The organism is Phycicoccus jejuensis (assembly GCF_044797865.1).
Taxonomy (GTDB): Bacteria; Actinomycetota; Actinomycetes; order Actinomycetales; family Dermatophilaceae; genus Phycicoccus; species Phycicoccus jejuensis.
Genome location: NZ_CP085209.1, coordinates 183,159 through 195,543, shown reverse-complemented (window position 1 = coordinate 195,543; position 12,385 = coordinate 183,159). Strand labels below are relative to the sequence as shown.

General features: G+C 74.9%; 11 protein-coding genes. 9 read left to right on the top strand and 2 right to left on the bottom strand.

Annotation, left to right across the window (positions count from 1 at the left end):
* Window positions 1-3: 3 nt before the first annotated feature.
* The 9 genes from LG324_RS00900 to LG324_RS00860 all read left to right on the top strand — a co-directional run bounded on the left by LG324_RS00900 (window position 4) and on the right by LG324_RS00860 (window position 11,001).
* On the top strand, window positions 4-1,008 hold the full coding sequence (locus tag LG324_RS00900; protein ID WP_404350950.1) for a Gfo/Idh/MocA family oxidoreductase: 1,005 nt from the start codon (window positions 4-6) through the stop codon (window positions 1,006-1,008).
* An 11-nt stretch (window positions 1,009-1,019) separates the two neighbouring features.
* Window positions 1,020-1,925, top strand: a complete 906-nt coding sequence (locus LG324_RS00895; protein WP_404350948.1) for a TIM barrel protein — start codon at window positions 1,020-1,022, stop codon at window positions 1,923-1,925.
* The gene (gene iolC / locus LG324_RS00890; protein ID WP_404350946.1) at window positions 1,922-2,875 is read left to right on the top strand and encodes a 5-dehydro-2-deoxygluconokinase; all 954 of its coding nucleotides are present in this window, start codon (window positions 1,922-1,924) and stop codon (window positions 2,873-2,875) included. The genes LG324_RS00895 and iolC overlap by 4 nt, the downstream gene beginning before the upstream one ends.
* A 5-nt stretch (window positions 2,876-2,880) precedes the next feature.
* On the top strand, window positions 2,881-3,783 hold the full coding sequence (locus tag LG324_RS00885; RefSeq protein ID WP_404350944.1) for a deoxyribose-phosphate aldolase: 903 nt from the start codon (window positions 2,881-2,883) through the stop codon (window positions 3,781-3,783).
* Entirely contained in the window at window positions 3,780-4,715 is a 936-nt protein-coding gene (gene iolB, locus LG324_RS00880) for a 5-deoxy-glucuronate isomerase (RefSeq protein WP_030526175.1), read from the top strand. Before LG324_RS00885 ends, iolB begins: the two co-directional genes overlap by 4 nt.
* Complete coding sequence (gene iolD, locus LG324_RS00875) at window positions 4,712-6,670, top strand: 3D-(3,5/4)-trihydroxycyclohexane-1,2-dione acylhydrolase (decyclizing) (RefSeq protein ID WP_404350942.1); 1,959 nt, start codon at window positions 4,712-4,714, stop codon at window positions 6,668-6,670. Before iolB ends, iolD begins: the two co-directional genes overlap by 4 nt.
* Window positions 6,667-7,728, top strand: coding sequence for a Gfo/Idh/MocA family protein (locus tag LG324_RS00870; RefSeq protein ID WP_404350940.1), 1,062 nt, complete (start codon window positions 6,667-6,669; stop codon window positions 7,726-7,728). The genes iolD and LG324_RS00870 overlap by 4 nt, the downstream gene beginning before the upstream one ends.
* 77 nt (window positions 7,729-7,805) lie before the next feature.
* Window positions 7,806-9,311, top strand: coding sequence for a CoA-acylating methylmalonate-semialdehyde dehydrogenase (locus LG324_RS00865; protein WP_404350938.1), 1,506 nt, complete (start codon window positions 7,806-7,808; stop codon window positions 9,309-9,311).
* Window positions 9,312-9,579: 268 nt separating this feature from the next.
* Entirely contained in the window at window positions 9,580-11,001 is a 1,422-nt protein-coding gene (locus LG324_RS00860) for a L,D-transpeptidase family protein (RefSeq protein WP_404350936.1), read from the top strand.
* A 56-nt stretch (window positions 11,002-11,057) separates the two neighbouring features.
* Here the strand turns inward: LG324_RS00860 and LG324_RS00855 are convergent, their stop codons facing one another.
* Window positions 11,058-11,807, bottom strand: coding sequence for a sulfite exporter TauE/SafE family protein (locus LG324_RS00855; RefSeq protein WP_245616040.1), 750 nt, complete (start codon window positions 11,805-11,807; stop codon window positions 11,058-11,060).
* A 34-nt stretch (window positions 11,808-11,841) separates the two neighbouring features.
* The gene (locus tag LG324_RS00850) at window positions 11,842-12,333 is read right to left on the bottom strand and encodes a CAP domain-containing protein (protein ID WP_084696490.1); all 492 of its coding nucleotides are present in this window, start codon (window positions 12,331-12,333) and stop codon (window positions 11,842-11,844) included.
* Window positions 12,334-12,385 lie beyond the last annotated feature (52 nt).

The following is a 12,385-nucleotide window of genomic DNA, read 5'->3' as shown; positions in this document are numbered from 1 at the left end:
CGGATGAGGGTCGGACTCGCGGGAGCCGGACGGATCGGGGCGTTCCACGCCCGCACGCTGGCCGGGCTCGAGGGCGTGGAGGCGCTCGTCGTGGCGGACGCCGATGCGGCCCGCGCGGCGCAGGTGGCCGCGACGCTCCCCGTCGCCGAGGCCGTCGGCATCGACGAGCTCGTCGGCTCCGGCCTCGACGCCCTCGTCGTCGCGACCTCCACCCCCGGGCACGCCCCGCTCGTGCGGGCCGGCGTCGAGGCGGGCGTCCCCGTCTTCGTCGAGAAGCCCCTCGCCGCGACCCTCGACGGCACGCTCGAGCTCGTGCGCCTCGTCGAGGACGCCGACACCCCCGTGCACGTCGGCTTCCAGCGGCGCTTCGACACCGGCTACCGGCGGGCCCGCAAGGCCGTCGCGTCCGGCGAGCTCGGCTTCGTCCACACCCTGCGGGCCACGACGTCGGACCGCCGCCCGCCGCACCCCGACTACGTGCCGACCTCGGGCGGCATCTTCCGCGACTGCGCGGTGCACGACGCCGACGCCGTCCGCTTCGTCACCGGCCGCGAGGTGCTCACCGTCCAGGCCGTCGGCGGCACGAAGGGCGAGCCGTTCTTCGCCGCCGCCGGCGACGTCGCCAGCGCCGCCGCGCTGCTCACGCTCGACGACGGCACCATCGCCGTGCTCACGACGACCCGCTACTCCGGCCAGGGCCACGACGTCCGGCTCGAGGTCGTCGGCTCGGAGGGCTCGGTGGCCGTCGGCCTCGACGACAGCCTCGCGCTGCGCTCGGTCGAGGACGGCGTGAGCTTCCCCGCCGGGCCGGTGCACGAGGCCTTCATGGACCGCTTCGAGCCGGCCTACCGCGCCGAGCTCGCCGCCTTCCTCGACGTCGCCCGCGGCGCGGCGCCGAGCCCCTGCACCGTCCGCGACGCGCTCGAGGCCTCACGCGTCGTCGAGGCCGCCACGCTCGCCCTCGCCGAGGGCCGCGCCGTCGCCCTGTCCGAGATCCCCACCACCTGAAGGAACCGTCGATGACCACCGCACCCGTCGCCCAGCGCATCGCCGGCGCCCCCATCTCCTGGGGCGTCTGCGAGGTCCCCGGCTGGGGTCACCAGCTGACCCCGGACCTCGTCCTCGCCCAGATGCGCGAGGTCGGCCTCGCCGCCACCGAGTTCGGCCCCGACGGCTTCCTCCCCGACGCACCCGAGGCGAAGGCCGAGACGCTCGCGGCCGCCGGCCTGCGCGCGGTCGGGCAGTTCGTGCCGGTCGTCCTCCACGACACCGCGGTCGACCCCCTCCCCGCGGTCGAGGAGGCGATGACCGGCCTCGTCGCCGCGCAGGCCGGCGTCGTCGTCATCGCCGCGGCCACCGGGGCCGACGGCTACGACGAGCGCCCCGACCTCGACGACGACCAGTGGGCGACGCTCCTCGCCAACCTCGACCGGATCAGCGCCGCCGCCGCCGCGCGCGGCCTCCTCGCCGCGCTCCACCCGCACGTCGGCACGATGGTCGAGAGCGGCACCGAGACCGAGCGCGTCCTCGCCGGCAGCCGGATCGCCCTCTGCCTCGACACCGGGCACCTCCTCATCGGGGGTGGCGACCCGGTGGCGGTCGCCGCGCAGCACCCCGACCGCATCGGGCACGTGCACCTCAAGGACGTGCGCCTCGACCTCGCCGACCGCGTGCGCGCGGGGGAGCTCTCGTACACCGACGCCGTGGGCGCCGGGATGTACGTGCCGCTCGGCGAGGGCGACGTCGACGTCGCCGCCATCATCGGCTCGCTCGAGGCGGCCGGCTACGACGGCTGGTACGTCCTCGAGCAGGACACCGTCCTCTCCGGCGACCCCGACGCCACCGGGGTCGACCCCGCCGCCGACGTCCGGGCCTCGGTCGCGCACGTCGTCGGGGTCGCCGACCGGCTCGGGGACCGCCCGTGAGCGCCCCCGACCTCGTCGCGATCGGGCGCACCGGGGTCGACGTCTACCCGCTCCAGCACGGGGTGGGCCTCGAGGACGTCGAGACCTTCCAGAAGTTCCTCGGCGGCAGCGCGACCAACGTCGCCGTGGCCGCCGCCCGGCACGGGCACTCGGCCCTGCTCGTCACGAAGGTCGCGGACGACGCGTTCGGCCGCTACGTGCGTCGCGAGGCCGAGCGGCTCGGCGTCGACCCGGCCGCCATCGCCGTCCACGCGGGGGACGGGCCGCCGACGCCGGTCACCTTCTGCGAGGTGCACCCGCCGGACCACTTCCCGCTCTCGTTCTACCGCTGGCCGACCGCTCCCGACCTGCTCCTCACCGACGACGACCTGCCGCTGGACGCCGTGCGCGACGCCCGGGTCTTCTGGGCGACGGTGACCGGGCTCTCGCAGGAGCCCTCGCGCGGCGCGCACCACACCGCGTGGGCGGCGCGCGGCCGGGCCCGCCACACCGTCCTCGACCTCGACTGGCGGCCGATGTTCTGGGCCGACCCGGCCGAGGCGAGCACCGAGGTCGGCCGGGCGCTCGAGCACGTGACCGTCGCGGTCGGCAACCTCGAGGAGTGCGAGGTCGCCGTCGGTGAGACCGACCCCCACCGCGCCGCCGACGCCCTCCTCGAGCGCGGGCTCGAGCTCGCCGTCGTCAAGCAGGGGCCCCGCGGCGTCCTCGCCGCCACCCGTGACGAGCGCGTCGAGGCCGCCCCCTTCCCCGTCGAGGTCGTCAACGGGCTGGGCGCCGGCGACGCGTTCGGGGGAGCGCTCGTCCACGGGCTGCTCGAGGGCTGGGACCTGGAGCGGACCGTCCGCTTCGCCAACGTCGCCGGCGCCATCGTCGCCGGCCGGCTCGAGTGCTCGACCGCGATGCCGACGAGCGACGAGGTCGAGGCCGCGCTCGCCGGGGCCGGGAGGTGACCGCCGTGACGACCCGCCGCGTCGGACCCGCCGACCTCGCCCGCCTCACCGAGGTGCGCGCCCGCGAGCCGCAGCAGGTGGCCCGCCTGTGGGACGAGCGCCGGCTGCGCCCGCTGCTGCCCGTCGACGGCCGCCTGCTCCTCGTCGCCGCCGACCACCCCGCCCGCGGTGCGCTCGGCGTCGGCGCGGACCCGATGGCGATGGCCAGCCGCACGGACCTGCTCGACCGGCTCGTCACCGCGCTGGAGCGACCCGGCGTCGACGGCGTGCTCGGCACCCCCGACATCCTCGAGGACCTCCTGCTGCTCGGGGCGCTCGACGGCAAGGTCGTCGTCGGCTCGATGAACCGCGGTGGGCTGCAGGGCGCCTCGTGGGAGCTCGACGACCGCTTCACCGCCTACACCGCCGAGGCCGTGCGCCGGCTCGGGCTCGACGGCGGCAAGATGCTCACCCGCATCGCGCTCGAGGACGCCGGCTCGGTCCGCACCCTCGAGGCGTGTGCGCAGGCGGTCACCGACCTCGCCGACGCCGGGCTGCTCGCGATGGTCGAGCCGTTCTGGTCGGTGCGCGAGGACGGCCGCGTCCGCAACCTGCTCGACGCCGAGTCGATGGTGCGCGCCGTGCACGTCGCCTCCGGTCTCGGTGCCAGCAGCGCGCACACGTGGCTCAAGCTGCCGGTCGTCGACGACCTCGAGCGGGTCATGGACGCCACGACCCTGCCGACCCTGCTCCTCGGCGGCGACCCCGCCGGCGCGCCGGCCGAGACGTACGCGTCCTGGGGGCACGCCCTCGGGCTGCCGTCGGTCCGCGGGCTCGTCGTCGGGCGCGCGCTGCTCTACCCGCGCGAGGGCGACGTCGCCGCCGCGGTGGACGTGGCGGCCGACCTCGTCCACGGTGGAACGTCATGAGCACCGGTCGCGACAACGAGGCCTACGTCCGCCCGCTCGGCAGCGCCGTCGACGGTGACTTCGGGGTGGCCGTCACGCCGACGTCCTCCTCGCCGGTCCCGGGCTGGCGCCACACGACGCTGCGCGTCGCCACGCTCGACGGCGCTGCGGTCGAGCACGACGCCGGCGAGGAGGAGACGCTCGTCGTCCCCCTCGTCGGGTCCGTCCGGGTCGAGGTGACCGAGGCCGACGGCACGACGCACGCGGTCGACCTCGCGGGCCGCGCCTCGGTCTTCGACGGCCCCACCGACGTGGTCTACGCCGGCCGCGGCTCTCGCCTGCGGGTCACCGGCACGGCCGACGGGCCCTCCCGCGTCGCCCTCTGCGGCGCCCCGGCGACGAAGGCCGACGCCCCGAGGCCCTTCCGGCACCTGGCCGCCGCCGACGTCCCCGTCGAGCTGCGCGGCGCCGGCCGGGCCAGCCGCGAGGTGCGCAACATGGGCCTGCCCGACGTCCTCGACGCCGACTCCTTCCTCGTCTGCGAGGTCGTCACACCCGCCGGCAACTGGTCGAGCTGGCCGCCGCACAAGCACGACGTCGAGCGGCCCGGCGAGGAGACCGAGCTCGAGGAGGTCTACTACGTCGAGACCCGCTCGACCGACCCGCGCGGGACCGACCCCGTCGGCTACCTCCGGGTCTACGGCTCGAGCGACGAGCGGCCCCTCGACGTCGTCGCCGAGGTCCGCACCGGCGACGTCGTCCTCGTGCCCCACGGCTGGCACGGCCCGGCCATCGCCGCCCCCGACGCCGACCTCTACTACCTCAACGTCATGGCCGGCCCCGGCCCCGAGCGGGCCTGGCGCATCTGCGACGACCCCGCCCACGCCTGGGTGCGGGAGTCCTGGCCCGACGAGCCCTTCGACCCCCGACTTCCCCTGGGAGGCAGCCGATGACCGCGCCCGAGACCGTCCGCCTCACCGTCGCGCAGGCGGTGGTGCGCTTCCTCGCGCAGCAGTGGACCGAGCGCGACGGCGAGCGCCGGCGCCTCTTCGCCGGGTGCCTCGGCATCTTCGGCCACGGCAACGTCGCCGGCGTCGGGCAGGCCCTCCTCGAGGACGAGCTGCGCGCCGCCGAGGCCGGCGAGGAGCCCGGCCTGCGCTACGTCCTCGGTCGCAACGAGCAGGCGATGGTCCACACCGCCGTCGGCTACGCCAAGCACCGCGACCGGCTGACGACGTGGGCGGTCACCGCCTCGGTGGGCCCCGGCTCGACGAACATGCTGACCGGGGCCGCGCTCGCGACCATCAACCGCATCCCGGTGCTCCTGCTGCCCTCGGGCACCTTCGCCACGCGCGTCGCCGCCCCGGTGCTCCAGGAGCTCGAGCTGCCGTACGCCGCCGACGTCAGCGTCAACGACGCCTTCCGGCCGCTGTCGCGCTTCTACGACCAGGTCGACCGGCCCGAGCAGCTGCCCGCGGCGCTCCTCGGCGCCTGCCGCGTCCTCACCGACCCCGCCGAGACCGGCGCGGCGACCATCTCGCTGCCGCAGGACGTGCAGGCCGAGGCCTTCGACTGGCCGGTCGAGCTGTTCGCCGAGCGCGTCTGGCACGTGGCGCGGCCGCCGGCCGAGCCCTCGCGGGTCGCCGACGTCGCCGACGCGCTGCGGTCGGCGCAGCGGCCGCTCGTCGTCGCCGGCGGTGGCGTGCACTACTCCGGCGCCGAGGCCGCGCTCGCCGCCTTCGCCGAGGCCACCGGGGTGCCGGTGGCCGAGACCCAGGCGGGCAAGGGCGCTCTGCCGCACGGGCACCCGCAGCTCGTCGGGGCCGTCGGCTCCACCGGCACGACCGCGGCCAACGCGCTCGCGGCGCAGGCCGACCTCGTCATCGGCGTGGGCACCCGCTGGTCCGACTTCACGACCGCTTCGCGGACCGCGTTCGCGCGCAACGGGGTCCGGTTCGTCAGCCTCAACGTCGCCGCGTTCGACGCCGGCAAGCACAGCGGCATCCCGCTCGTCGCCGACGCGCGCTCCGGCCTCGAGGCGCTGACCGAGGCCGTCGCCGGCCACCGGGTCGACGACGCCTACGCCGACGAGGTCGCCGGGCTCTGGCGCGCCTGGGACGCGCAGGTCGACGCGACCTACGACCCGCCCGCCGAGGTCACCGACGCCCTGGCGCCCGGCCTGCTCACCCAGGGCCAGGTGCTCGGGGTCGTCAACGAGCACACCGACCCGCGCGACGTCGTCCTCTGCGCGGCCGGCTCGATGCCCGGCGACCTGCACAAGCTGTGGCGGGTGCGCGACCGCAAGGGCTACCACGTCGAGTACGGCTACTCCTGCATGGGCTACGAGATCCCCGGCGCCCTCGGCGTCGCGCTCGCCGACGACACCCGCGACGTCGTCGCGATGGTCGGCGACGGCGGCTACCTCATGATGCCGACCGAGCTCGTCGTCGCCGTCCAGGAGCGGGTCAAGCTCGTCGTCGTGCTCGTCCAGAACCACGGCTTCCACTCGATCGGGTCGCTGTCGGAGGGCCTGGGCTCGCAGCGCTTCGGGACCTCGTACGAGTACCGGGGCGCCGACGGCCGGCTCGACGGCGGTCACCTGCCGGTCGACCTCGCCGCCAACGCCCGCAGCCTCGGCGCCCACGTCATCGAGGTGCACTCGCGCGACGAGCTCGTCGCCGCCCTGGCACAGGCCAAGGCGGCTCCGCGCGACGGCGGCCCGGTCGTCATCCACGTCGAGACCGACCCGCGCGTCCACGCCCCGTCGAGCGAGTCGTGGTGGGACGTCCCCGTCGCGCAGGTCTCGTCGCTCGCGTCCACCCAGGGCGCGTCCACCGCGTACCGCGAGGCCAAGGCCGCGCAGCGCCACCACCTCGCCCCGACCCTCCCGAAGGAGACCGCCCGATGAGCCCGTCCACCGTCCGCGTCGGGGTGCTCGGCGTCGGCCTCATGGGCACCGACCACGCCGAGCGTCTCGCGGCCCGCGTGGCCGGTGCCACGCTGGCCGCCGTCGCCGACCCCGACCACGCGCGGGCCCGCGAGCTCGCCGACCGCCTCGGGGTGCGCGCCCGCGAGGACCCGCTCGACCTGGTGGCCGACGACGCCGTCGACGCCGTCGTCGTCGCCTCGCCCGGCTTCGTCCACGAGGAGCAGGTCCTCGCCTGCCTCGCGGCCGGCAAGCCGGTGCTCTGCGAGAAGCCGCTGACGATGGACGACGCGTCCTCGCTGCGGCTCGTCGAGGCGGAGGCGGCGCTCGGGCGGCGCCTCGTCACCGTCGGGTTCATGCGGCGATTCGACCCCGAGTACGCCCAGGTGCGCTCGCTCCTGGCGGCCGGCGACCGCGGGCGGCTGCTCGTCCTGCACAACGTCCACCGCAACCGGTCGGTCCCCAACGCCGACTTTCGCTCCGAGATGATCGTGCGCGACAGCCTCGTCCACGAGGTCGACTCCTCGCGCTTCCTCTTCGACGACGAGATCGTCGAGGTCACGGTCCTCGCGCCGGCCCCGACGTCGCACGCCGCACAGGGCGTCCTCGACCCGCAGGTCGCCCTGTTCCGGATGGCCGGCGGCGGGCTCGTCACCAACGAGGTGTTCGTCAACAGCCAGGTCGGCTACGAGGTGCGCTTCGAGGCGGTGGCCGAGCGCGGCTCGCTCACCGCGGGGCTGCACTCGACCGCGCTGCTCGGCACGAGCGCGGCCGGGGGCGAGGGGGCGTGGGGCGGTGTCGTCCCGGCCGACTACCGGACCCGGTTCGCCCGCGCCTACGACCTCGAGGTCCAGGCCTGGGTCGACGGCATCCGTTCGGGCACCGGCGCGGTCGGCGCCTCGGCGTGGGACGGCTACGCCGCGACCGCCGTCAGCACCGCCGGGATGGTCTCGCTCGCGTCCGGTGCGCCGGTCGCCGTCACGCTGGCCGAGCGGCCGGCGCTCTACGCCTCGGCTGCTGATCCCGTCGCCGTTCCGTGACGCGGACGCGGACTCCACATCCGCGGCCGCACCTGACACACTGAATCCACCACTGACACGGACAAGGACCGATACCCGTGAGCTCGACCCCCACCCGCATCACCCACCTCGTCGCCGGCACCCCGTGGGAGGGCACCGCCGAGCGCACGAGCCCCGTCTACAACCCGGCCACCGGGGCGCAGACCGGCGTCCTCGACCTCGCCTCGGCGCAGGTCGTCGGTGACGTCGTCGGCCGCGCGAAGCAGGCCTGGCTCGACGAGTGGCGCGACGCCTCGCTCGCCAAGCGCACGCAGGTCCTGTTCAAGTTCCGCCAGCTGCTCGACGAGCGCAAGGAGGACATCGCCGCGCTCATCACCGCCGAGCACGGCAAGGTCCTCTCCGACGCGGTCGGCGAGGTGACCCGCGGCCTCGAGGTCGCCGAGTTCGCCTGCGGCATCCCGCACCTCATGAAGGGCGGCTTCACCGAGAACGCCTCGACGAAGGTCGACGTCTACTCCATCCGGCAGAGCCTCGGCGTCGTCGCCGTCATCAGCCCGTTCAACTTCCCGGCGATGGTGCCGCTGTGGTTCGTGCCCGTCGCCATCGCCTGCGGCAACGCGGTCGTCATCAAGCCCTCCGAGAAGGACCCGTCGGCGGTCAACGCCGTCGCGGCCCTCTGGAAGGAGGCCGGCCTGCCCGACGGCGTGCTCAACGTCGTCCACGGCGACAAGGAGGCCGTCGACGCGCTGCTGACCCACCCGGACGTGCGCGCCGTCTCGTTCGTCGGCTCGACCCCGATCGCGAAGTACGTCTACGAGACCGGGACCGCGCACGGCAAGCGCGTCCAGGCCCTCGGCGGCGCGAAGAACCACATGGTCGTCCTGCCCGACGCCGACCTCGACCTCGCCGCCGACGCCGCCGTCAACGCGGGCTTCGGCTCGGCCGGCGAGCGCTGCATGGCCATCTCGGCCCTCGTCGCGCTCGAGCCGATCGCCGACGAGCTCGTCGGGAAGATCAAGGACCGGATGGGCAAGCTCGTCACCGGCGACGGCACGCGCGGCTGCGACATGGGCCCGCTCGTGACCAAGCAGCACCGCGACAAGGTGGCCTCCTACCTCGACGCCGGCGTCGAGGTGGGCGCGACGCTCGTCGTCGACGGGCGCGAGGGCGACGTCGACGCCGACGGCGACGGGTTCTTCCTGCGCCCCACGCTCTTCGACGACGTGACCCCCGAGATGTCGGTCTACACCGACGAGATCTTCGGACCGGTTCTGTCGATCGTGCGCGCGAAGAGCTACGACGAGGCCATCGAGCTGATCAACGCCAACCAGTACGGCAACGGCACGGCGATCTTCACCAACGACGGCGGCGCGGCCCGGCGCTTCCAGCACGAGGTCGAGGTCGGGATGATCGGCATCAACGTGCCGATCCCCGTGCCGATGGCGTACTACTCCTTCGGCGGGTGGAAGAGCAGCCTCTTCGGCGACACCCACGCCCACGGCATGGAGGGCGTGCACTTCTTCACCCGCGGCAAGGTCGTCACCTCGCGCTGGCTCGACCCGAGCCACGGCGGCATCGAGCTCGGCTTCCCCCAGAACGTCTGACGGCGCGGCTGCCGGGGCGCCGAGACCCCGGTTCGTCCACGAGACCCCGGCTCCGAGCCGGGGTCTCGTGGACATGTCGGGGTGACCCCGAAATGTGGAGGCGCGAGGGGGTGTGGGGTGGCTGGGGCGCGTGGGGCGTGGGTGCATCGTTGTCACTTCGTGACGCCCTCGGGGCCGCTGCCGTGTGGCCCGATCGCGACGGCTGCTCCATCATGAGGGACGGCGCGTGACCTCTGCGCGCGTCACCGGGGACGAGGACGGACGACACATGAGCACGCGCAGGACCCTGCTGCTGACCGCCGCCGTGGCGGTCCCGCTGGCGCTGGGGGGCGTCGGCACCGCCTACGCTGCGCACTACCAGGACCGCGCGCTCCCCGGCAGCACCGTCGCGGGCGTCGACGTCACCGGGATGACCCGCGCCGAGCTGACCGCCGCCGTCCGGCAGCGGGCCGAGGCGCTGCGCGTCACCGTCGACGCCGACGGCACCACCCGGTCCGTCGACCCGGCCGACGTCGGCTACCGGGTCGACGTCGACGCCACCGTCGACGCCGTGCTCGCCGCCGACCACCGCACCTGGTCCTCCTACGCGCGCTCGCTCGTGTCGCACCACGATGTCGCCGCCGTCGTGACGACCGACGACGCGGCCGTGCAGCGCGCCGTCGCCGGGCTCGTCGGCGAGGCCGGCGAGAAGGGGCGCGACGCGCAGGTGCGCCTCGCGTCGAGCAAGAAGTCCTTCACCGTCGTTCCCGCGGTCCCCGGCCGCACCGTCGACCCGGCCAGCTTCCAGGACGTCCTCGAGCGTGCCGCCCGCGCGATGGAGCCCGCGACCGCCCACGTCGACCTCGTCGAGCGCACGCCGGCCGTGACGACGGCCGAGGCCGAGAAGGCCGCGGCCGCGGCGAACGCCGTCGTGCGCACACCGGTGAGCATCAGCGACGGGTCCGAGAAGCACGCGCCCTCCGCAGCGCGCAAGGCGTCGTGGGTCACCGTCCCCACCACCTCCGACGGCATCGGCGCACCCGAGGTCGACGCCGCGAAGGTCCGGGCCTGGGTCGACTCGGTCGCCGCCGACGCCGAGCGCTCGCCGACGACCGGCCTGCGGTACGTCGACGCCGACGGCGCGGTCCGCCGGGTCGTCACCGAGGCGGTCGACGGCCGGACCGCCAAGGACACCGGCGCGCTCGCCGAGAAGGTCCTCGCGGCGCTGGGCGCCCACGAGAAGTACGCCGGCAAGCTCGGGTACACGACCGTCCCCGCCACGTGGGAGCAGCGCACCGTCGCTCCCGGCGCGGAGCACCTGGCCTACCCGGCCGCGGTCGGCGAGAAGTGGATCGACGTCAACCTGAGCCGCCACACGATGACCGCCTACGTCGGCGCGAAGGTCGTCTACGGGCCGGTGTCGATGGTCAACGGCGCGAGCGCGACGCCGACCGTCGTCGGCACCTTCCAGGTGTACCTGAAGAACCCGCTGATGACGATGCGGGGCGCCAACGCCGACGGGTCGAACTACGAGACTCCCGACGTCCCGTGGACCTCGTTCTTCCACCGCGGCTACGCGCTGCACGGTGCGCCGTGGCGTGACTCCTTCGGGTACGCCGCGTCGCACGGCTGCATCAACCTGCCGGTGCCGGTCGCCAAGTGGGTCTACGACTTCGCCACCGTCGGCACGACCGTCACCACCCACTTCTGACCGGACCCGACCGGACCCGACCGGACCTGACCGGCCGGCGCCCCGGCCCGCCCGCGTCAGAGCAGCAGCGCGGCGGCCGCCACCGCCGAGGCCACGAGCACGGCCACGTCGAAGGTGCGCTGGCCGATGCGCCGCACCGTCGCGTAGCCGAGCAGCCCGCCGACGAGCACGAGCGGCGCGAGGAGCGCGGCGCGGCCGACGTCGGCCGGGTGCAGCAGCCCGAGCCCGACCGAGAACGGCACCTTGACGAGGTTGACGATGAGGAAGAACCAGGCGTTGGTCCCGACGAAGCGCCGCTTGTCGATGCCCGAGGCCGACAGGTAGAGCGTCATGACGGCCCCCGCCGCATTGGCCGTCATCGTCGCGAAGCCGACCCCCGTCCCCGCGGCCCAGGCGACCGGGCGCCGCTCGTGGACGTCGCTGCCACCGCCGTCGCTGCGCCGCTTGACCCACAGCTGGAGCAGGACGAGCACGAGGAGGATGGCGCCGATGCTGCGGCGCAGCGTCGTGTCGTCGACGACGCCGAGGAACAGCGACCCGAGCACCAGGCCGGGCAGAACGGCCGGCAGGAGCCGGCGGATGAGCGACCAGTCGGCGTCGCGGCGGTAGTGCGCGACCGCGACGAGGTCGCCGACGACGAGCACCGCGAGGATGGCGCCCGTCGACTGCCGGGCCGGCAGCACGGTGGCGAAGATCGCGACGGCGACGACGGCCAGGCCGCCGAGCGCGGTCTTGGAGTAGCCGATGACGACCGCGGCGAGGGCCATGAGCCCGGCCGCGACCACGCCACCACCGAGCAGGTCCACCGCCCGGACGCTACCGGGCGCGGCGGCGCCGGGGTCAGCGCGTGCCGAAGTCCTGCGTCCAGTAGATGTAGTAGTCGCCGCCGCCCTGCGAGACACCCACGCCCACGGCCTTGTTGGCGCAGTTGAGGATGTTCTTGCGGTGGCCGGCGCTGTTCATCCACGCGGTGACGACGGCCTTGGGCGTGCGCTGGCCGGCGGCGATGTTCTCGGCGGAGCCGTACGCGTAGTCCTGCGCCCGGATGCGGTCCCAGGGGCTGCGGCCGTCCTTCGAGGTGTGGCTGAAGTAGTTCTTCGTGCGCATGTCGGTGCTGTGCAGGACCGCGGCGTTGCGCAGCGCGGTGCTCGTGCGCAGCGGGGCGCAGCCGACCTTGGCGCGCTGGGCGTTGACGAGCGTGATGACCTCGGTCTGCATCTGGGCGGCCGTGGCGGCGCTCGCGGGCTCGGCGGCGACGACGGCGGCCGGGGTGAGCAGCGCGGTGCAGGCGAGCGCGCGCACGAGGCGGGTACGGGTGGGGCTGGTGCTCATGGTGCTTCCTCGGGGTGGTCGCGCCGGTGGCGCGGTCGGGCCCGCAGGCCGC

Excerpts from the sequence above, each read along its gene's own strand:
- LG324_RS00870 (WP_404350940.1), top strand. The coding sequence starts at position 6,667 with ATGAGCCCGTCCACCGTCCGCGTCGGGGTGCTCGGCGTCGGCCTCATG.
- LG324_RS00900 (WP_404350950.1), top strand. The coding sequence starts at position 4 with ATGAGGGTCGGACTCGCGGGAGCCGGACGGATCGGGGCGTTCCACGCC.
- LG324_RS00850 (WP_084696490.1), bottom strand. The coding sequence starts at position 12,333 with ATGAGCACCAGCCCCACCCGTACCCGCCTCGTGCGCGCGCTCGCCTGC.
- iolB (WP_030526175.1), top strand. The coding sequence starts at position 3,780 with ATGAGCACCGGTCGCGACAACGAGGCCTACGTCCGCCCGCTCGGCAGC.
- LG324_RS00895 (WP_404350948.1), top strand. The coding sequence starts at position 1,020 with ATGACCACCGCACCCGTCGCCCAGCGCATCGCCGGCGCCCCCATCTCC.
- iolD (WP_404350942.1), top strand. The coding sequence starts at position 4,712 with ATGACCGCGCCCGAGACCGTCCGCCTCACCGTCGCGCAGGCGGTGGTG.
- LG324_RS00860 (WP_404350936.1), top strand. The coding sequence starts at position 9,580 with ATGAGCACGCGCAGGACCCTGCTGCTGACCGCCGCCGTGGCGGTCCCG.